Source organism: Pseudoalteromonas arctica A 37-1-2, from assembly GCF_000238395.3.
GTDB lineage: Bacteria > Pseudomonadota > Gammaproteobacteria > Enterobacterales > Alteromonadaceae > Pseudoalteromonas > Pseudoalteromonas arctica.
Map to the genome: position 1 here is coordinate 2,750,185 of NZ_CP011025.1, position 21,249 is coordinate 2,771,433.

The following is a 21,249-nucleotide window of genomic DNA, read 5'->3' on the forward strand; positions in this document are numbered from 1 at the left end:
GTATTTATTGCTTTAAAATTGTAGGCACATAACTTGCTTTAACTTATAAGTTAGTTATACAGAGAACAAACTAATCATTGCAGTCGTTAATTTGCCAAATTATTGGCATTCCCGGATAGCTGGAGAGCACCATGAAGTATAAGTTGTTATTTATTAGCCTTAGTATAAGTGCGGTGCTTTGCAGTACTCACTCGCAAGCTGCTATGCGCCAATACACAGCAACCCAAGACAACTCCAACTGGGAAGTCGTTAAAACAACGCGCTTACAATGCCAGTTAAATCATGAGGTTCCTTATTACGGTGAAGCTATATTTAAAGCTTCAGCAAGTAAAAATAAAAACTTAACATTTAATTTAGATATGGTTGTACGCCCAGATAACTACGCAATTGCAGGTTTAAAAGCAGTACCACCTACATGGCGTGCAGGGTTGCCCGCTCGCGATATTGCAAATATGAAATTACTTAAAAAGTTTGATGGCGAGCTAGGCAATAAAACCGCATGGGAAATGCTTACCGAGCTTGAAAAAGGCTACTACCCTACTTTTTATTATCAAGACTGGCAAAACAGTGCCGATAAAATTGCCGTTGGTATATCGAGCGTAAACTTTAAACAAGCTTACTGGGCTTTTTTACAATGCCGTGATGAGCTACTCCCTTACAGCTTTGAAGATATTTCGTTTACTGTAATGAACTATCAATCTAACAGCAGTAAATTAACTAAATCCTCGCAACAACGTCTTGATAAGATTGCTGAGTATTTAAAAAATGATGCAAGCATAGAGTCCATTAGTATTGACTCATACACAGATAGTTATGGCGGACGCTGGAATAACTTAGATTTATCCCGCAAGCGCGCCAAAACTATAAAAGATTATATGGTGAGCTTGGGTGTTGATGAAGCAAAAGTACAAACAACCGGTTTAGGCGAAAAACGCTTTGTTGATAATAACGATAACATTTTAAGCCGAGACAAAAACCGTCGTTTAATTATTCAAATAGAAAAAATGTGACACTTAAGGGTATTTAGCTCTTAATGTTTAATTTATTTCGCTTAAAAAACTTATCACCAAATTGGAAAAAACCTAGACTAATTAAAATAATAACCGCACCAATTATTAGTTCTTGGCTTAATGACTCATTATTTAGCCAAGCTCCCAAACCTAACGCAAAGCTAGGAGTTATAAGTGTAGTAAGTGATACCGTGCTTGCATTTAGGTTTTGCAGCACATGAAAATACGCCAAAGCCCCTACTAAAGATCCAAATATTCCTAGATAACCAATAGCCCACAATGATTTTGCACTCCAGTTTTGTATATGCAACTCACCATCTAATAACCACCAAGCAATAAAAAAGAGTGGGGTTACAAAAACTAAGGCACCAAATGTTGTTGCCATAGGATGAATCGCAATCTGCACACGCTTGATCATCACACCACTTAAACTAAAAAAGCAGACAGCCATAAACACATAAAGCAACCCGAGCCCTTGAGTTTGCGAGTTTTGTACTTGGTTATAACTAACAAAATATAAGCCAATTAAAGCGCACGCTAACGCAACTAATTTAATCGGGCTAAATTTAGGTTCATTTAATAATTGCTGAGCAAGCAACCCCGACAAAATAGGTGCAAGGCCAAACATAAGCGAAATAATACCAGAAGGGACTGTTTTAGCTGCCATATAGCTCAACAACATACCGCCAAAAATACCTATACTCGAATAAAAATAAAGTAAGCACGCATTTTTGCTCCAAGGTACTCTAATGTTTGTTATGGCAATAATTAAACCACCTAAAAACAACCCCACCAGCATACGCATTAATACAGCAAGTGTTGGCGATACAGTTTCACTACTCCACACTATACCCAGTGGTGTAGTAGACCATATAAGAACCATTAAAAAATACGATACTTTAACTGGCACGTGCCATCCCTACGCTTTATATGAATGAATAAAACAAAGAATAAATTATACGCTCACTACTGTGTTTTAGTACTTTTTAAACACTAAAGTCCTTAATAAATACAGTTGTAAATTGTAAGTTACATTTTAATACCGCTCTTTTATTACAAAACTATTTGAGATTTGAGCAACTAGTTATATGGTGCATCAATATTAATAATAATTAAGGTAATTAAGTGCTTAAAAATAAAACAACTGGAAGCATGTTAATTGTTGCAGGCACCACTATTGGTGCGGGTATGTTGGCATTGCCAATTGCATCTGCCGGGCTTGGATTTAGTACTGCACTTGCATTAATAATTGCTAGCTGGTTACTAATGACCTACACCGCACTACTCATGTTAGAGCTACACCAATATGCACCACGCGATGCAACATTAAATACATTGGCTAAATTATGGCTTGGAAAGCGCGGACAATATATTGCGAATTTTTCGATGGTTTTTTTATTTTACGCTTTATGCGCTGCTTATATAGCAGGTGGTGGTGCACAACTCCAAGCGCGTATAAATATAGGCTTTGATGTAAATATAGCCCCACAGTTTGGCTCTGTAATCCTTGCTGTTATTATTGCAAGTGTAGTAACGCTAGGCACTAGCAAGGTAGATAAACTAAATAGAGTGTTATTTACAATAAAAATTATTGTGTTAGCTAGTTTGTTTTACATGCTTACCCCTTATGTACAAGGTAAGCACTTATTAGAAATGCCCGTAGAGCAAGGATTAATCCTTTCAGCTATACCGGTTATATTTACTTCGTTTGGCTTTCATGGATCTATCCCCTCTATTGTTAAATATGTTGGTGTTGAAATAAAAGTACTGCGCAAAGTAATGATTGCTGGAGCCGCCCTACCTTTAGTCATTTATATTTTTTGGCAACTACTTAGCCAAGGTATTATGAGCCAAGCTGATTTACTCAACAGCCAAGGTCTTAATGGGTTTGTATCTAGCGTGGCAAGTATTGCGCATAACCCAAGTGTGGCAACGGCCGTTAAGTTATTTGCTGATTTAGCACTTGCGACATCATTTTTAGGGGTGAGTTTAGGGTTATTTGATTTTTTTGCTGATGCATTTAAAAAGGGTGACAATAAAACAGACCGAATTAAAACGGCTTTAATTACGTTTATTCCGCCACTTGGCTTTGCATTGTTTTATCCTCAAGGCTTTATTATGGCCTTAGGGTACGCAGCAATAGCACTTGTTGTACTGGCAATATTTTTGCCTGTAGCAATGGTTTATAAACAGCGTACAACATCAAATAAAACAGGCTACCAAGTTAAAAGTGGGAATGTTGGGCTTGGTATAGCAGCTATATGTGGCATAACTATTATTGCTGCGCAGTTTATGCAAATGGCGGGGCTTATTCCTGCTATCGGTTAAAGGTTGCTGCTAATTGTTTAAATTTAGATAATAAAAAACCGCACATCATTAGTAATGATGTGCGGTTTTTTATATTAACTGCGTTTATTTACAAACGTCAGCTACAGCATTTGAAAAGTATTCAATATTTGAATGACTAACACCTGCAACATTTACGCGGCTAGAGCCAACTATGTAAATGCCGTATTCTTTTTGTAGGCGAGCAATTTGCTCTTTATTAATACCTAAGAAAGAAAACATACCGTTTTGGCGTTCAATAAATGAGAAGTCTTGAGCAATATCTTTAGTTGCTAAGCTTTCTTTAATTAAGCTACGTAAGCCATTTATACGACTACGCATTTCATCAAGCTCAGAGTGCCACAATTGTGTAAGCTCTGTACTGCTTAAAATAGTATTAACAATGTCAGCACCATGCGCTGGCGGCATTGAGTAAATACTACGTACAACGCTTAGCATTACAGAGTTTGAAATATCTGCTGTTGCGCTGTCTTTTGCAATTAGTGAACATGCACCAATACGCTCGCGGTATAAGCCAAAGTTTTTAGAACATGAAGAACAAATAATTAGCTCTTCTACTGCATCGGCTAAAATACGTAAGCCACGTGCATCTTCTTCAAGTGAAGCACCAAAGCCTTGGTATGCAATATCAACAAGTGGTGTAAAGCCAACTTCTTTTGCCAGTTCGGCAACCGTGTTCCACTGTGTTTCGTTTAAATCCATACCGCTTGGGTTATGACAACATGCATGCAGTAAAACCACATCACCTTTAGGCACTTGTTTAAGTGTGTTGATCATTTCATCAAACAATAAATCTTTATTTTCGTAATCGTAATATGGGTATTCTTTTACTGTTAAGCCTGCAGCTTCAAACAAGCTAATATGGTTAGCCCATGTTGGGTTAGTTACCCAAACAGTCGCGTCTGTATTACAACGCTTAATAAATTCAGCAGCAACACGAAGTGCACCCGTACCACCAGGAGCTTGCGCAGTACGTACGCGGTTAGCTAGTAATACTTGATGCTCACCTAATAGTAACTGCTCCATTTTTTGGCAGTAATCTAAATTACCCGCTAAACCAATGTAAGATTTGCTCATTTCGTTTTCAAGACGAAACGCTTCAGCTTTTTTAACCGCTTTAAGAACCGGTGTATTGCCTTGCTCATCTTTGTAGACACCTACACCTAAATCAATTTTATTAGGGTTTGTATCTTGTTTATAGGCCGCCATAAGGCCAAGAATAGGATCTGTTGGTAATGGTTTTAATACTGAGAACATTGGCTATCTCTTATCGTTATTTAGGGGTTAGCTGTTAAGCTAAGCTTAACATAAAAGCACATCATATTGACTAGCGTTATTTACACTAGAAAGTGAGTAATTTTAATACAACATGCAATTAAAACGGCAAGCGTCTTTTCATCAAAAAAATCATTTTTAAAGGCTTCTGCATCTACAATACCAACACATTCATTTTGTGCATTAAATAAAGGTAGGCAGGTTTCTGATTTAACTTTAGGATCGCATGTGTAGTATTCACCACCTTGTGATAAATACGCTTCAACGTTATTAATAATGCGGCCCTTGTGAGATAGTGCAACTTGTACGTTGTTACTGCCAGCTGCAAATGCTTGCGTTAAAGGAAACAACGGACGACTAGGCGCTCCATGATAAGCCAATTTTAATAGTTGATTACCTTCAGGGGTATTAGTTGATTGATAAATACCATACCAATCAACGCCCGTTTGCTGCTCAATGTAGCTTACAATACTTTGTAAAGTAGCCAGCTTAAACTGTGTTTGCTCATCATTTTTAATATAGTCAGTTAATTTGAATGGCTCATCTTGTAAGTAACCAAATAAACTACATGCACCGCCCTCGCCAAGCTCAGGTATTTGATACTCCCAACACACATCAGGCAAAGCAGTGTTTGCTAAATGTAGATCAAGCTTTTCAAGCTCTGTTGAAATCAAAGCTGGATTAGCACTAAGTTGTGCTTGTTTTAAGTAAGAAGAAATCATTTGGCCATCCATACATCTAAAGTTTCGAGAATAATAGCATGGATATTTTTACAGAGCTAGCTCAACTTGTAGCACATTTCAACTTGGTTACCACTGGCGTTATAAGTGACTTTTTCGGCTATTTCTTCTAATAAAGACACCCCTCTGCCAAATTCGTTATTAGCCTTTGCCAACTCATCGTGCTTACTACTAAACCCTCGACCTGAATCACAAATAATAAAGTATAAACTGAGCGTGTCGGGGCAATAGCGCATATCAATAATAATCATGGCGTCTGTAAGTTTAGCAAGGGCTGCCTCTCTCAACTCGTAATATCGAAAAAAGCCGTCCTCTTGTTTTTTAATTTCTGAGTTAAGTCCTAATACACCATGATCAAGCGCATTGTTATAAGCCTCAGACAACAGTAAAAATATATTAGAACGATGAGTATTTAGACCCTCAACACTGCTTAAAATATTAACGACGTCGTAAACGGGGTCTGTTTTTTTTATTTGCTCTGAGTTTAAGCTCAAAGACAAATTAAAAGCTAAAGTAGAAAATGCTTCTCGCTCTTGTTCCACGGGAATTAAAGGCAGGCAGTTTAGTAAAACAATGCTTAAATCGTCTTGCTGCTTAGTACCATCTGCAAACTTAGTAACATTAGCAACTATGTCTTCACTACTAATCATCGATTTACTTTTTAAGGTTTGTAAAAAACGCTCTTCCCCAAAAAATATATCTTCTTTGTTTGCGGTTTCTATAATACCGTCGGTTGCTAATACTAGGCGTGTATTACTATTTGTTTCAAAATGAATAACTTCATATTCAAATTCTTGTTCATCTAAAATCCCCAGCGCCATATGCTGCGATTCTAATGTTTGTTTTACATTACCGTCTTTATCTATTAGGTAGGCATCGGGTAAGCCGCCCATCCATGCAGAAACACTTTTACCTGATGCACTAAGCTCTATAATGGTTGCAGCACAAAACATATGCCCAGGTAGTAGGTTGTACAGTAGTGTATTTAGCTCACAGGCAATATCGTTAACTGCCATCCCTTTTTGTACCATAGTATAAAACACACGAGAAGTTGGTAATGCACCAATAGCTGCAGCAAGGCCATGGCCCGTAAAATCTCCCAACATGCAATACAAATTACCGATTGGGCTTTGCGCTACTAAAAACATATCGCCGTTAAACATAGAGGCCGGTGATAAATTAAAATCTAAATACTCTTTAAACTTACCTTGGTTTTCTAATGAGTTATTAAAAATATGCTCAATTATTTCGTGTTCACGTTCAATTTGGTTGTGATGATATTCAAGTAGTTTCTTTTGTTGGTTTGCTTTTTTACTCAGCTCTCTGGTGCGAATATGTGCTTTAATTTTTGCATGCAGAATAACTTTTTCAAATGGTTTATGAATAAAGTCATCGCCACCCACTTCGAGGCACCGCTCAAAACTTGCTTGATCTTCTAAGGAGGTTATAAAAATAATCGGTAAGTAAACTTCACTATACTGCTGCTTTATTTTTTCAGCAGCTTCAAAACCATCCATTACAGGCATTAAAACATCAAGTAAAACAACGTCTATTTGCTCTCTTTTAAGTACATTAAGTGCATCTAGCCCGTTATAAGCCACTGATATTTTATAACCCTCTTGCTCAAGCATTTTACTTAGTAAAATGCGATTGAGCGCCTGATCATCCACAATTAACACATGTATCATTAGCTAATATCAAACTTTTTATCAAAACGTGAAATTTGTAGAATTTTTCTAAGCTGAGGTTGGCAATTGCTTATTTCAATAGTTTTCACTTGGCTATCAATTGTTTTTTTCATGTTAAGTAACATGCCAAGTGCTGAGCTATCCATGTAGTCAGTCTCTCTTAAATCGATAATAACCTTTACTGTTTTTTCGCTCATTTGGGCATAAGCTTGGCGAAAAGATTGCACTAAATTAAAGTCAAATTTACCTTTGATTTGTATTGTTAATGTAGTGCCATCGACTGATTCATTCTTAGTTAAACTCATATTAAACTCCAATAATATTTCCTTTGAACTAAATATAACCTGTTAAAAGTATTTAGCAAAAAGAAAAACACACAACTTCAAATTTGCTATCATTTACGCCAATATTTAATTAATTTTTATCCATAAAGGTAAGGTATGAGTGATAGTCACTTAGTATATTCAACAAGTACGGGGCGCATTGACCAGCCAAAACCAGAAAAAGAGTTAGAAGCTAAGCTTTTTAAAGATGGTTTTATTCGCATTGAGCGTCAAACAAAAGGACGTAAAGGCAAAGGCGTAATGTTAGTTGTAGGCATTGATCCAAAAGATCATGATTTAAAAAAGTTAGCTAAAACTATAAAAAGCAAAATGGGCCAAGGCGGCGCAGTAAAAGAAGGCATTATTGAAGTGCAAGGTGATGACCGCGATAAACTAAAAGCCATTTTAGAAGCGTTAAAATTTAAAGTTAAAATTGCGGGTGGTTAACCCGCAATTTTATTAACTACTTACTTCGCTATTTGAGAGTTCATTTAACCTTTCATACAATTTTGGTAGTTCGTGCTCAGCAATTGGTTTACTAAAATAATAGCCTTGTACAATGAAACAATTATTATTTTGTAAAAACTGCATCTGCTCTATTGTCTCAACCCCTTCTGCGACCACGTCTAGCTTTAACTTTTGCGCCATGGCAATAATAGCGGCAGTGATTTCCATATCATTTGTATCCTCAGGGATATCTTTTACAAATGAACGGTCAATTTTCAATATATCAACCGGGAATCGTTTTAAGTAACTGAGTGACGAATAGCCAGTACCAAAATCATCAATAGAAATAGATATACCTAAGGCTTTAAGCTCGTGGAGTTGTGTAATTGCAGCTTCTACATTTCCCATTAGCATACTTTCAGTCAGCTCTAAATGAAGGCGCTTAGCCGAAACACCCGTCCTAATTATCATTTTACTCAGTGTTGAGACTAAGCTTGAGTCTTTGAACTGGCGAGCCGATAAGTTTATCGATATATTATTTTCTAAGCCTTGCTTTGTTAATCTTACGGCAAAATCACAAGACTCTTGAAGCACCCATTCGCCTAATTCAACTATAAGGCCTGTCGCTTCTGCAATAGGAATAAATTTATCTGGAGGGATTGCGCCTTCAGTTGGGTGGAACCATCTTAATAACGCTTCATAGCCAATGACCTGATGAGTACGACTATCAACTTGAGGTTGGTAGTAAACTACAAACTGTTTTTCTTTTAGTCCTATACGTAGCTCATTTTCAATAAATAAACGCTCATTAGCAGCTGCGTTCAATTCTTGGCTATAAAAATGGAATGTATTACGCCCTTTTGCTTTTGCCTCATACATTGCTAAGTCAGCGTGTTTTAATAACTGATCCTCTTCTAGGCTATCGTACGGAGCCATTGTAATACCAATACTCGCGCTCACAATAACTTCATTACTACCTAGTTTTATAGGCACATTCAGTGTTTTTTGAATTGTATTGGCAACATCAGTCGCGTGAGCTTGGCTTTCTATACCACTGAGTAATACTGCAAATTCATCACCACCTAAGCGCGCTATGGTGTCCTCGGCTCGTAAACGTTTTTTAAGTCTGTTTGCCACTTCAATTAATAATTGATCGCCAGCATCGTGACCTAATGTATCGTTAATACGTTTAAATTCGTCTAAATCAAAGTAAAACAATGCAAATGCATAGTGCCCTCGTTCTGCTAATGCCATTGATTTACGCAATTGCATTCTAAAAAACGTTCTGTTGGCAAGGCCCGTAAGGGTGTCAAAGTAAGCAAGCTGCTCCATTTTACGCTGGCTTTCTTTTACAAACGAAATATCTTGTGCAGATGCTACATAGCTGGTTATTTCACCGCCCTCTTCACGAATTGGCGAAACACTTAAAGACACCCAAATTGGCTCTTTATTCAAGCCTTGAATTAATGTATCACCGCGCCAGTAATTACGGCTGCGTAGATCTATGTCTATATCTTCAACTAAAATAGACATTTCTGAGGCAATAATATTAAGTAATGGTGCTCTATTAAAATGACTTTCTGGGTAGCCTGTCATTTCGAGCATTTTTGGATTCACGTATTCAATTACAAAATTCTCATCGGTGATCACAACGCCAGTGCCCGAGAATGCTACCGCTTTAGATAAACGGTTAGCTGCTTTTTCAGCAATTTCTTTTTCTGTAATTCTCTGGTTTAAGCCATCGATAAGTTTGCGAATTTCTACCGTCATGTCTCTAAATGAGCCATTAAGCGTACCAATTTCATCTTTGTTTTCTGGTGGAAATTCTGTAGTTAATTGACCTTTGCCAAAACTTGTAACTGCATAAACCAAAGTATGTAAACGGCGAAGGACTAGTTGATAAAGCGCTTGATGCAGCAATAAGGCAACTAATATTGCGTATAAAATAAAGAGACCAAAAAACTTCAGTTTTAAATCTTGTAATGCAGATAACGTCGATGAACGCTTTTTATATACCCCTATGTACCAATCTAAGTCATCAATCTTACGAATATTGATAATATGAGCTTCGTCATTTTTTTCAAACGAATTTGCGTATTCAGGTAATTTCACCGCAATTACATCATCAATAATCGACTGCAGCGCTGGGTTTACAAATTCGTTAGTAGCGAGTGCTTTATTATCACTACCATAGTCGGCTAGTAAGGTCGGATTTAAATCTGGGTGTGCTAACAATTGCCCTTTACTATCAAACACAAGTAGGTGTTTTTCTTTATCACCGACAGGTAAAAATGAAATAAGTTTGTTGAGGGAAATATCGCTCCCTGTCACACCTAAAAACTCATTATCGACATAAACTGGCACTAGTAAGCTAATAACCCATTTGCGCCATACTGTATCGTAATAGACTTTTGACCATGCAGGCTCTCTTACTGTTTCAAGCGTGCTTTTAATCGATTTATAAGTTGAGCCATTCGTTGCTCTAAAGTCGGCAGGTGCGTTTAATGCCCAATTAGGGGGAGAAACACGAATAAAATCATCATCTGTTATTAGATAAAAGTTAAAAAAGTCGTGTACCAGTGTAGGAGAAATTATACGCCACAGCATCTCAGAATCATTAAATAGGCGTTTATAAAAAGGAGAGTAATTTTGCTGTGGTAAAAATGCTGCTGATAAACCATCAGCCGAGGCACTGCGAATCGTACCGTCACTATTAAATTGTAACTGTGATTTATTGCTTAAATTAATTGGTGAATTGGGTTGAAAAAGTTGTTGTGTTACTACGTTATTAGCTTGTTGAGCAATATTTACTTTTGTTTTAATGCGCTCATTAAATTGCTTCACTAATAAGTCTGTCGAGCTTTTTAAAACTTCGTGTTCTTCAAAAACGAGTTGTTTCTCTTCAGATTTAAGCATTAAGGCAGCCGCACACACCCCAGCTATTAAGCAAATAGCGGATATGAGTAGCGATAGTTTTACACTTAAAGAATTCAATCCAAAACGCGATGGAGGGCGTCTGTAAACCACGGGTCAACCTTAATTATTAATAATTGTTATTATTTGAACCAGTTAACGAAATATACCAGATCCGCATTCATATTTATAAATTATTTGTAAACTTTCTATAAAAACTAATATAGGGAAATAAATAGTACTCTAAGCTTATTTAGATCTTTATTGACATTGGTAGCAACTCTCCATACATTAACTGCATGAACATATTTATCTCTCGCACTTTTTTTTCGTTTTTTAGCTTCTTTATATAGAAGAGGCTTCCCTGTTTGTGAGATAAAATCAATCGAATAGTAAAGCCTCCCAACCGGGAGGCTTTTTTGTTTTTGCTGTGTAATAACAGCCTACTTTTGGAATGAGGATACCAAAATGACAAATGATGTATTAAATGCACTAAGACACGATATAAATGAAATAGACTCCGATTTACTCGTGTTATTAGCTAAACGTCGTCGTATTAGCCACGGTGTGGTTGAGTATAAAATTGCTAACAACAAGCCAATTCGCGATGAAGCACGTGAACTCGCACTTTTAGAGAAACTGATTGGTTATGGTAAATCACTAGGTTTGGATGCTTACTACGTGAATAATGTTTTTCAAACTATTTTGGAAGACTCAGTTTTACACCAACAAGCAATGCTACAAAAAAACCTGAATCCAGATGCCCTTAGTGAAACACACCGTGTAACTTACTTAGGTGGTCAGGGTTCTTATAGCCAACTAGCATGCCATAAATATTTTAGCCGCCGCCCGGGGAAATTAGTTGAAATTGGCTGTACATCGTTTGACGAAATAACAGGTAAAGTAGAAAACGGACAAGCTGATTTTGGTTTATTACCCATTGAAAACACAAGCTCTGGCAGTATTAACGAGGTGTTTGACTTATTACAGCACGCGCAAGTGTCTATTGTTGGAGAAGTAACTCACAGTGTAGAGCATTGCTTACTCGCCAGCCCTGATACTGAACTTAGTCAACTAACAAAAATATTTGCACACCCACAACCATTTGCGCAGTGCAGCCGCTTTTTACAGGGCTTAGGTGATTTACAACACGAAACATGTGACTCAACATCAAGCGCGCTACAATCAGCTCTGAACACACCATACAGTGCTGCAATTGGCTCTGCACAAGCGGGGAAAAACGTAGGGCTTGAGGTTATTAAATCAAACCTAGCTAATCAAAGCGAAAACCATAGCCGCTTTATTGTTGTTGCACGTAAGCCTCTACAAGTGTCTAACCAAATTCCAACTAAAACTAGTTTGATCATGTCGACAAAACAACAAGCGGGCTCACTAGCCGATGCGTTAATGATTTTTAAGCAGCACAAGATTAATTTAGTAAAACTTGAATCTCGCCCTACTCCGGGCAATCCGTGGGAAGAAGTTTTTTATGTTGACCTAGAAGCAAACTTAGCTGAAAGCCAAGTAAAAGAAGCGCTAGAAGAACTTAAAGAGCACACCCAATATGTACGTATTTTAGGATGCTACCAAAGCGAGTCACTACAGGCAGTAAGCGTTAATACTTAATAAGCAATTTTACAAATCAAAAAGGGCCGATATCGGCCCTTTTTCGTTAACTAGTACCAGTCTGCATAAATATTTTAGCAATTTAACGAATTAAATCCCCATACTTAAGCAAACGGTATAACAAATATTAATCTAAAACTTTTGAATCATTCGCTTTATTTAATAAGCTTCTGCTTTGCGTTAAAAAGTGTTCTGTCGAGTCAGAAAAGTAAACTTTAGCCTCAGCAAAAGAATCAATAAGCGCTGCTTTATCTCCCGCTTTTAATTTTGCTAATGTACTTGCAAAGGTATCTTGGTACTGTGCAAGTAAGGTTTCTACATCATCGAATTGTGCTAGCATAATATCTGAGTAAAGCTCAGGCGACTGCGCAAATAAACGCCCTACCATCATCAGTTCTAATTGATATATAGGTGACGAGCAGCTACGTAATTCTTCTAGTGTATGACTTTGTTTTGCTAAAAATTGTCCGTACACAAATGTCGTTAAATGGCGCATTACCTGAATAATTTGCATTGCTTCATCATGCTTTTTAGCATCAAGCTCAACAAGCTGACAACCCCATACTTGTAACTGCTGTAACAAACCTTTTGCCGCTTGGTGTTCTCGCCCTTCACATACAACAACTGTTTGTTTTACCCAGTGTGATATATCAGGCCCAAACATAGGATGTAAACCAACCACAGGGCCACTGTGCGCAGCTTTTAGTGCTTTAATAGGCGATTGCTTTACCGATGTAATATCAACTAGTAAACAGTCTTCATCTAGTTTAGGTAACTTAGCAACGACAGCGTCCAATGCATTAATAGGTACGCTAATCATTACCAGCTTGGCACCTTTTAAAATACTTTTAGCATCGTTTTGCTGATCTTTATCTAAAATTTTAACTTCGTAACCTGAGCGAATAAACTGCTGTGCAAATAACTGGCCCATGGCGCCTTGACCACCCACAATTACAATTGGCGAAAGCTCTGGCGCTGCGCATGCAAGTTTTGCTTGTTGGTTTTGATAGGCTTCTCGCATCATGCGTCTAAGTATATCTTCAACGAGATCTGGGCTTACATTTTGATTTATTGCTTCTTGTCGTCTTGCCGCTAATAGCTCTGCTTCACGGGCAGGTGCATGTAAAGGTGCGCCTGTTTGTTGTTTTATCTCACCAATTTTTTGCGTAATACCATTACGTTTAGCAAGTAAGGCAACAAGTTGTGCATCGCATTCATCTATACCTTCTCTTAGCTGTGCTAAATCACTTATGTCAGCCACGTTCGTCCCACCTTAAAAAACCAAATAACGTAAATATAAATTTACATAAAAGTAAACTAATCAATACGATAAATACTAACAGGATCAGCTAACTGAGAAAAGGCTAAAGCGGAAATTTTACTAATGAGGAATTGAGAATTGAGAATTGAGAATTGAGAATTGAGAATTGAGAAAATAATATTCTAAAACCAAAACGGGTTGCAACCCGAAGGATGCAACCCGTTTTTTTGCGTTGATAAACAGCGCGTATTAGTTAAGTTTTTCTCTAATACGTGCAGATTTACCAGAACGCTCACGTAGATAGTAAAGCTTAGCACGGCGAACTGCACCGCGACGCTTAACTGTTACGCTATCAATAAGAGGGCTGTGCGTTTGGAATACACGCTCAACGCCTTCACCGTTCGAGATTTTACGAACTGTGAATGCTGAGTGAAGACCACGATTACGCTTAGCGATTACAACACCTTCAAAGGCCTGTAGACGCTCTTTAGCACCTTCTTTTACTTTTACCTGTACAACCACTGTATCACCAGGGCCAAATGCAGGTACGTCTGTTTTAAGCTGCTCATCTTCAAGCGCTTTAATAATATTTTGGTTTACTTTTGCCATTATGTTTCTCACTTTCCTAGGTGTAACTGTCTTCTAGCCACAAGCTTTTTGGTACTCTTGCTGAAATTTCGCGAGTAATACCGCTTGCTCCTCAGTCAGAGCTAGGTTATGCAACAAGTCAGGACGTCGTAACCAAGTTCTGCCTAATGACTGCATAAGCCGCCATTTTGCTATCTCTTGGTGGTTACCACTGAGTAATACAGCAGGAACCTGTTTGTCGTCCAATGTTTCTGGTCGTGTATAGTGTGGACAATCTAACAAGCCATCCGAAAATGAATCTTGTTCCGCTGACTGGTTATGACCTAACACACCTGGCACTAATCGCGCTACTGCGTCAATTAATGTCATGGCAGGTAGTTCACCACCACTCAAAATAAAATCACCAATTGACCATTCTTCGTCAACATATGATTCTATTATTCTCTCATCTATACCTTCATAGCGACCGGCAATCAAAATCAGTTTTTTAGAGTTAGCGAGTTCGCTAGCACCTTGCTGATCAAGTTTGCGCCCTTGCGGGGACATATAAATTACTTTAGCACCATCACCAGCTGCTTTTTTAGCTTCGGCAATCGCTTTTTTTAATGGCTCAACCATCATTAACATACCAGGTCCGCCCCCGTAAGGACGGTCATCTACGGTTCTATGCTTATCTAAAGCGTAGTCTCGCGGATTCCAGCAGTTAAAATCAATTAAGCCATTTTTTACTGCGCGACCGGTAACACCTTGGTCTGTAATAGCGTCAAACATGTCTGGAAAAAGGCTTATCACCCCTACCCATAATGAACTAGTTTGCGTCATTAAAAACCAGGATCCCAGTCTACGGTAATTTCTCTTGCGTCGTATTTAACTTCTTTAATAACTGAATCAGTTAAAAAAGGAATCAAACGTTCAGCTTGACCAAATGCGTCTTTACTGTTTGCTTTAACAACCAGTACGTCATTTGATCCTGTCTCCATCAGGTCATCAACAATGCCTAAGCTATAACCTTTATCGGTTACAACAGACATGCCAATGAGATCTCGCCAATAGAACTCACCTTGCGGGAGTTCTGGTAAATGCGCTGCATCCATTGAGATTTCTGCATGGGTATAAGCCATTGCTTCGTCTCGGTCGTTTACCTGCGCAAATTTAGCGATAAAGCCTTTGTTGTGGCGACGCCAGTCGACCACTTCTAAGGACTGCCATTTACCTTGCTGCCCTATCAACCACGGGCTGAAATCGAAGATCCCTACGGGATCATCAGTAAATGAATGTACCTTAAGCCAGCCCTTTATACCATATGGGGCACCGAGCTTTCCTACGACAATTATTGATGAGGTGTTCTCTTGACTCATGGTTACACTTACGCCTATTAAGCCGCTTTACGAGCGTCTTTTACTAACTTAGCTACGCGATCTGAAAGAGATGCGCCCTGACCTACCCAGTGTTCAACACGTGGTAAATCTAAACGAATTTTTTCTTCTTGACCTGAAGCAATTGGGTTAAAAAAGCCTACTTTCTCGATGAAGCGACCGTCACGCGAGAAACGGCTATCCGCAACCACAATTTGATAGAAAGGGCGTTTTTTAGCGCCACCACGTTGCAAACGAATAGTTACCATACCGTCCTCTATAAAGATTGACTGTTTTCATTAATAAGATTTACTCCCCAGAATGGGGAGCTGGGGAATTGTACGAGTTTTTGGCAATAACGCAAGTAAGAAGTGAACCAAAAAGGCAGTTTAGTAGGTTAAACCGTGATCTCAACGACAAATAAGAGTTAAAGGTGTATTACATGCATAATTTATTCAACAAAAAAGGAGCTATTTGCTCCTTTAAATATGATTCGCTATTATTTTAAAAAGTAACTTAATGGTACTTTTTAAAATTTAGGACCGCCGCCGCCCATCATTCCAGGTGGTAACATGCCTTTCATACCGCGCATCATTTTAGTCATGCCGCCTTTACCTTTCATTTTTTTCATCATTTTTTGCATTTGCGTAAACTGCTTAAGCAACTTATTAATCTCTTGTACTTGTGTACCAGAGCCAGCTGCTATGCGTTTTTTACGCGAACCTTTAATGATTTCTGGGCGTGCACGCTCTTTTTTAGTCATAGAGCTAATAATAGCTTCCATTTGGATAAATGTTTTATCACCCATTTGACCTTTAACAGCATCTGGTAAGTTAGACATACCAGGGAGCTTATCAAGCATTGACATCATGCCACCCATGCTTTTCATTTGCTTTAATTGGTCAGCAAAATCATCAAGAGTAAAACCTGCGCCTTTAAATACTTTTTCAGCAACTCTAGCAGCTTGCTCTTTATCTACTTTCATCTCGACTTCTTCGATTAATGAAAGTACGTCACCCATACCTAAAATACGCGACGCTATACGGTCTGGGTGGAAAGGTTCAAGTGCGTCAGTGCGCTCACCCACACCCATAAACTTAATAGGCTTGCCAGTGATGTGACGAATAGATAAAGCAGCACCACCACGCGCATCACCATCGGTTTTTGTTAATATAACACCGGTAAGTGGTAATGCTTCGTCGAATGCTTTAGCTGTATTCGCCGCATCTTGACCTGTCATTGCATCAACAACGAACAAGGTTTCAATTGGATTGATTGCTTTGTGAAGATCTTTAATTTCATCCATCATGTTGCTATCAACATGTAGACGACCTGCAGTATCAACAAGTACTACATCTATAAATTTCTTTTTAGCATGAGAAATTGCAGCGGTTGCAATATCAACAGGCTTTTGCGAAATATCACTTGGGAAGAAATCAACATCAACTTCTGCTGCAAGCGTTTCTAGCTGTTTAATCGCCGCAGGGCGATAAACATCGGCACTTACTACAAGTACTGATTTCTTTTTTCGCTCTTTTAAAAACTTAGCAAGCTTAGCTACACTGGTGGTTTTACCCGCACCTTGTAGACCCGCTACCATTACAACGGCTGGCGGTTGCGCATTTAGACTTAGCTCTTCATTAGCCTCGCCCATTGCTTTTTCTAGTTCTTCACGCACTATTTTTATAAATACTTGGCCTGGGCTTAAGCTTTTTGTAACTTCAACCCCAACTGCACGTTCTTTAACTTGTTTTACAAAGTCGCGAACAACAGGCAATGCCACATCGGCTTCTAAAAATGCCATACGCACTTCGCGAAGTGTGTCTTTTATGTTGTCTTCCGTCAGACGGCCACGGCCACTGATATTTTTTAAGGTTTTACCTAATCGTTCTTGGAGGTTCTCAAACATGTAACGGTTCCGATAAGACGTTTATATCAATCCATTTAAATTTTACGATTAATTTGATTTTTCAATTAACCTAGATTGACTTATTAAGTTTCAATTAAAAGTAGTATACCGTATATGGCGCCTTACAATATAGTGTTCAAGTGCACCTTGATGAGTTTCTTTTTTTAAGGTCTATGCATTTGCTTTGCTATAAAATACAATGGCTATATAACAACAAGGATTATTTTGTCTCAAATTAAGTGGCCCAAGCACAATGCTGATTATTAGTTTAACTATTATTGCCAGTTTATTTTATGTGTTAGCAACGTCTCACGTGCTTTCACGCCTGTTTCATCAACAAGGCCCAAGCCAAAAAGTAACCGTTATTTTAAGCACGGTTGCTATAGTGGCGCACATGCTGCTGTTAGTTAACTCTGTTTTTAGAGCCGACGGTCAAGATTTAAGTATCGTAAACGTCGCTCTTTTGACGTGCTGGGTGATTGTGGTCTCGGTGACGACTGTCTCGCTAAAATTCCCTGCAACTTTATTGTTGCCCGTTGTTTATGGTTTTGGTGCCTTACTAACCATTGCCAGTTTATTTATTCCTCATCATATTTTATTGCAAAGTATTAATATTGAGGTGGGTTTAGTAACGCACATCTCTTTATCTTTGTTAGCCTACTGTATTTTAATTATCGCTACTTTATATGGTGTACAGTTTTACTTTATTGATAAACGTTTAAAACGTAAAGATTTAGCAATTGTGCATAGCCATCTTCCGCCTTTAATGGTTGTGGAGCGCCAGCTTTACCAACTTCTTAATTTAGGCACTATATTACTCACATTTGCATTACTTTCAGGGTTTGTATTTCTTGATGGAATGTTCGCTAAAGAGTTCATTCATAAAACAATATTATCGTTAGTTGCGTGGGCTATTTTTGCCGTTGTTGCTATTGGTCATATGAAAAAGGGTTGGCGCGGTAAACCGGTGGTTATTACAATCATGGTCGCTGCATTTGTCCTCACACTCGCTTATTTTGGCAGCCGTTTCATACAAGAAGTGATACTAAATAAGTTTTAACTTGACTCTGCTTGCTCACTCTAGCTTAATACGCATTGATTTATAAGAAAAGGATCCATCGTTGGACGACATATCGACAAGTACCCTATTTATCATTTTAGGTTTTTTGGTGCTTTTTTCTGCTTATTTTTCTGGTTCAGAAACCGGAATTATGTCAATCAATCGTATACGCCTGCGACACCTTGCTAAAGAGGATCATCGTGCAGCTAAACGAGTCAGTAAATTACTTAGCCGTCCAGATAGGCTCATCGGTTTAATCTTAATCGGTAATAACCTTGTTAATATTGCAGCAGCCCAAGTTGCAACCATTATAGGTATTCGCCTTTACGGTGACCTCGGTATTGCAATAGCTACAGGTGTGTTAACTTTAGTCGTGCTTATATTTGCTGAAGTAACCCCTAAAACCCTTGCTGCTCTTTATCCTGAAAAAGTTGCCTTTCCAAGCTCTATTATTTTAAAAGGGCTACTTAAAATAATGTTCCCTTTTGTGGTTGTTATTAACTGGATGACCAACGGAATATTGCGATTATTTGGTATTAGTGCCGCACAAATCGACGAACACAGCATGAGTAAAGAAGAATTAAAAACAGTACTCAATGAGTCAGGCGCACTTATTCCTGCTCGTCATCAAAGTATGCTGACTTCAATTTTAGATTTAGAACAAGTAACCGTTGAAGATATTATGATCCCACGAAACGAAATTGTGGCCATTGATATTAATGACGATTGGAAGCTAATTAGTCGCCAGCTTACCCATGCACAACATACTCGTGTGTTGTTGTATCGCGATAATATAGATGATGCAGTAGGTTTTATTCACTCACGTGATGCGCTTCGTCTACTTACAAAAGAGCAATTTGATAAACCATCTTTGCTACGAGCTGTACGTGAAATTTACTTTATCCCTGAAGGAACATCACTAAATACTCAGCTATTAAAGTTTCAGCAATCTAAAGAACGCATAGGCTTAGTGGTAGATGAGTATGGCGACATCCAAGGCCTAGTGACCCTAGAAGATATTTTAGAAGAAGTTGTTGGCGATTTTACAACTACGCAAACTCGTACGCCGAGCGAAGAAGTAGAAACACAAACTGATGGCTCATGTATTGTGGATGGCGGCGCTAACGTACGCGATTTAAATAAAGAAATGGGTTGGGATTTCCCGCTCGATGGACCTAAAACTTTGAGTGGTTTAATTGTTGAATACCTGGAGAATATTCCTGATGCAAATATTAGTCTGCGTATCGCGGGATATCCTATTGAAGTACTCGAAGTAAAAGAAAATATGATAAAACAAGTGAAGATACTGCCGAATAAGCGTTCTCGCTAAATAAAAAAGGCGCCAATTGGCTTAATGCCAGTCAGTTAAGCTGACTGGCATTTTTCTTTTTATGGGGATACTTAGATGGTTTTGGCTTAACCCATCGGGGATATCTTCTATCCTCTCGTCTAGCTGGAAGCTTAAATAAGACCAGTGTATTGAGTAAGTGCTGCCAGTGTATTGGAATATTCCCTGGACTCATTATAGATACTGACGAGAAATACTGAATGACAGCCATCGAACTGCTAGAGAAACTAAGCTGGTTAGGCCATATCCCTGTAACTGTCGCCGCCATCGTCATTATTCTTCGTATTAAATTATAGGCGAGTAACACGCCCCATAGCTCCTGACGCACCATGTCTGGACGTTTACTTCTCAAATGGTATGCGCTATCAAGCATGGTTTGTTTGATTTCTCTAAACCCAAGTTCTATCTCCCAACGATGACAATATAATTCAACAATTTCATTACCTGGATAACGCAATCTATCCGTCATCGAGGTTAGTATACGGTAGCTTTTGCCCTTTATTGTTTTACTGATTAATCTCGCTTTAATCGTTTCAGGAACATCGGGAAAGTTTTTTTGTGCATGCTTTGTTGTTTTCAATTCAATGATATGGTCATTTTTACCCGCGCTGGAGATGATTTCATACTGTAAGTCGGGCCTTGCAGGTATCAGCCAGTGCCTCATCTTCCCAGTTTGGTGCCAACGATTTAACAGGCCTAAAGAATAATATCCTTTATCAAACATAGTCAGTGAATTATCTGGTGTACGTTCAATTAAACGCTCAGCTAATTTCATCTCGTTGGTTTTATAGTTATCAAACTCGCTACTGAGCAGTTGATGGCTGGTCAATTCCATATGACAGACCATGCGTATTTGAGGAAAGGCTGTATCACCGTATTGGTTGCTACCAGAAGAGAAAGCTTTACGATTATCAGGCGTGTCGGCTGTTCGCCACACAACACCGTCAACAGCTAATAGGTTCAAACCATTCCATGTTTCGAATGACTGTTGCTTATACATTGATTGAGCAGATTTATTGAAAACGTGTTTAACGGAATCATCACCTAACCTTTGTCTCGCCTGTACCATCGCACTTGGAGCAACGAGTTGGTTCTTGCCTGGTAACATGATATCTAGCTTATTAGCGATATTCCAAACCGATTCTTTTCGAAACAATGCCATGCCAATAACTGACCACAAAACGGCCTCAAGCGGTAACCTTCGCTTACGAACGGTTGCAATCCCAGCTTGTTGAAAGCCTTGTTCAATGATTTCAGGGTCAAGAATTTCTGATAATTTTTCAAAGGTATGGTATCGGCTGCTTTCTTCAAGTGTTGCTTGCAGTGCTTGTTCTATATTCACAAAAAAATCCGTAGTTAG

General features: G+C 38.5%; 19 protein-coding genes and 1 other annotated feature. Of the genes, 6 read left to right on the top strand and 13 right to left on the bottom strand.

Annotation, left to right across the window (positions count from 1 at the left end; genetic code table 11):
- The first annotated feature begins 131 nt into the window (after positions 1–131).
- The gene (locus PARC_RS12455; protein WP_010554639.1) at positions 132–1,010 is read left to right on the top strand and encodes a flagellar protein MotY; all 879 of its coding nucleotides are present in this window, start codon (positions 132–134) and stop codon (positions 1,008–1,010) included.
- A gap of 13 nt (positions 1,011–1,023) precedes the next feature.
- Here the strand turns inward: PARC_RS12455 and PARC_RS12460 are convergent, their stop codons facing one another.
- Positions 1,024–1,920, bottom strand: coding sequence for a DMT family transporter (locus PARC_RS12460; protein WP_010554638.1), 897 nt, complete (start codon positions 1,918–1,920; stop codon positions 1,024–1,026).
- A 215-nt stretch (positions 1,921–2,135) separates the two neighbouring features.
- Between PARC_RS12460 and PARC_RS12465 the strand changes: the two genes are divergently transcribed.
- Entirely contained in the window at positions 2,136–3,338 is a 1,203-nt protein-coding gene (locus tag PARC_RS12465; protein ID WP_010554637.1) for an aromatic amino acid transport family protein, read from the top strand.
- An 84-nt stretch (positions 3,339–3,422) separates the two neighbouring features.
- Here the strand turns inward: PARC_RS12465 and PARC_RS12470 are convergent, their stop codons facing one another.
- The 4 genes from PARC_RS12470 to PARC_RS12485 form a co-directional block, all read right to left on the bottom strand.
- On the bottom strand, positions 3,423–4,613 hold the full coding sequence (locus tag PARC_RS12470) for an amino acid aminotransferase (protein WP_010554636.1): 1,191 nt from the start codon (positions 4,611–4,613) through the stop codon (positions 3,423–3,425).
- A gap of 80 nt (positions 4,614–4,693) precedes the next feature.
- Positions 4,694–5,353, bottom strand: coding sequence for a GAF domain-containing protein (locus PARC_RS12475; protein ID WP_010554635.1), 660 nt, complete (start codon positions 5,351–5,353; stop codon positions 4,694–4,696).
- Positions 5,354–5,409: 56 nt separating this feature from the next.
- Positions 5,410–7,059: a SpoIIE family protein phosphatase gene (locus tag PARC_RS12480; RefSeq protein ID WP_010554634.1), complete on the bottom strand. Its 1,650-nt coding sequence runs from the start codon at positions 7,057–7,059 to the stop codon at positions 5,410–5,412.
- Positions 7,059–7,364: an STAS domain-containing protein gene (locus tag PARC_RS12485; protein ID WP_002962948.1), complete on the bottom strand. Its 306-nt coding sequence runs from the start codon at positions 7,362–7,364 to the stop codon at positions 7,059–7,061. Before PARC_RS12485 ends, PARC_RS12480 begins: the two co-directional genes overlap by 1 nt.
- Before the next feature lie 135 nt (positions 7,365–7,499).
- Here PARC_RS12485 and PARC_RS12490 point away from each other — a divergent pair, with 135 nt between their 5' ends.
- A complete protein-coding gene (locus tag PARC_RS12490) occupies positions 7,500–7,829 on the top strand; it encodes an SUI1 family translation initiation factor (protein WP_007581414.1) in 330 nt (109 codons plus the stop codon).
- Between the two features lie 12 nt (positions 7,830–7,841).
- Here the strand turns inward: PARC_RS12490 and PARC_RS12495 are convergent, their stop codons facing one another.
- The gene (locus PARC_RS12495; protein WP_021032079.1) at positions 7,842–10,856 is read right to left on the bottom strand and encodes a bifunctional diguanylate cyclase/phosphodiesterase; all 3,015 of its coding nucleotides are present in this window, start codon (positions 10,854–10,856) and stop codon (positions 7,842–7,844) included.
- 192 nt (positions 10,857–11,048) lie between these two features.
- Positions 11,049–11,166: a sequence feature (Phe leader region), on the top strand.
- Between the two features lie 44 nt (positions 11,167–11,210).
- Here PARC_RS12495 and PARC_RS12500 point away from each other — a divergent pair.
- Positions 11,211–12,368: a chorismate mutase gene (locus PARC_RS12500; protein WP_010554633.1), complete on the top strand. Its 1,158-nt coding sequence runs from the start codon at positions 11,211–11,213 to the stop codon at positions 12,366–12,368.
- Positions 12,369–12,495: 127 nt separating this feature from the next.
- Here the strand turns inward: PARC_RS12500 and tyrA are convergent, their stop codons facing one another.
- The 6 genes from tyrA to ffh form a co-directional block, all read right to left on the bottom strand.
- Entirely contained in the window at positions 12,496–13,629 is a 1,134-nt protein-coding gene (tyrA, locus tag PARC_RS12505) for a bifunctional chorismate mutase/prephenate dehydrogenase (RefSeq protein WP_010554632.1), read from the bottom strand.
- Positions 13,630–13,878: 249 nt separating this feature from the next.
- Positions 13,879–14,238, bottom strand: coding sequence for a 50S ribosomal protein L19 (rplS, locus tag PARC_RS12510; RefSeq protein WP_007581406.1), 360 nt, complete (start codon positions 14,236–14,238; stop codon positions 13,879–13,881).
- Between the two features lie 33 nt (positions 14,239–14,271).
- Positions 14,272–15,039, bottom strand: a complete 768-nt coding sequence (gene trmD / locus PARC_RS12515) for a tRNA (guanosine(37)-N1)-methyltransferase TrmD (protein ID WP_007581405.1) — start codon at positions 15,037–15,039, stop codon at positions 14,272–14,274.
- The gene (rimM, locus tag PARC_RS12520) at positions 15,039–15,575 is read right to left on the bottom strand and encodes a ribosome maturation factor RimM (RefSeq protein WP_010554631.1); all 537 of its coding nucleotides are present in this window, start codon (positions 15,573–15,575) and stop codon (positions 15,039–15,041) included. The genes trmD and rimM overlap by 1 nt, the downstream gene beginning before the upstream one ends.
- 17 nt (positions 15,576–15,592) lie before the next feature.
- Complete coding sequence (rpsP, locus tag PARC_RS12525) at positions 15,593–15,841, bottom strand: 30S ribosomal protein S16 (RefSeq protein ID WP_002962192.1); 249 nt, start codon at positions 15,839–15,841, stop codon at positions 15,593–15,595.
- A 260-nt stretch (positions 15,842–16,101) separates the two neighbouring features.
- Positions 16,102–17,481, bottom strand: a complete 1,380-nt coding sequence (ffh, locus tag PARC_RS12530) for a signal recognition particle protein (RefSeq protein WP_007581399.1) — start codon at positions 17,479–17,481, stop codon at positions 16,102–16,104.
- A gap of 253 nt (positions 17,482–17,734) precedes the next feature.
- Between ffh and PARC_RS12535 the strand changes: the two genes are divergently transcribed.
- A complete protein-coding gene (locus tag PARC_RS12535; protein WP_007581398.1) occupies positions 17,735–18,541 on the top strand; it encodes a cytochrome C assembly family protein in 807 nt (268 codons plus the stop codon).
- Between the two features lie 61 nt (positions 18,542–18,602).
- Positions 18,603–19,871, top strand: a complete 1,269-nt coding sequence (locus tag PARC_RS12540) for an HlyC/CorC family transporter (protein ID WP_007581396.1) — start codon at positions 18,603–18,605, stop codon at positions 19,869–19,871.
- Between the two features lie 31 nt (positions 19,872–19,902).
- On the opposite strand, the gene PARC_RS12545 is transcribed toward PARC_RS12540, so the two are convergent.
- A complete protein-coding gene (locus PARC_RS12545) occupies positions 19,903–21,231 on the bottom strand; it encodes an IS4 family transposase (protein ID WP_010554630.1) in 1,329 nt (442 codons plus the stop codon).
- Positions 21,232–21,249: the final 18 nt, after the last annotated feature.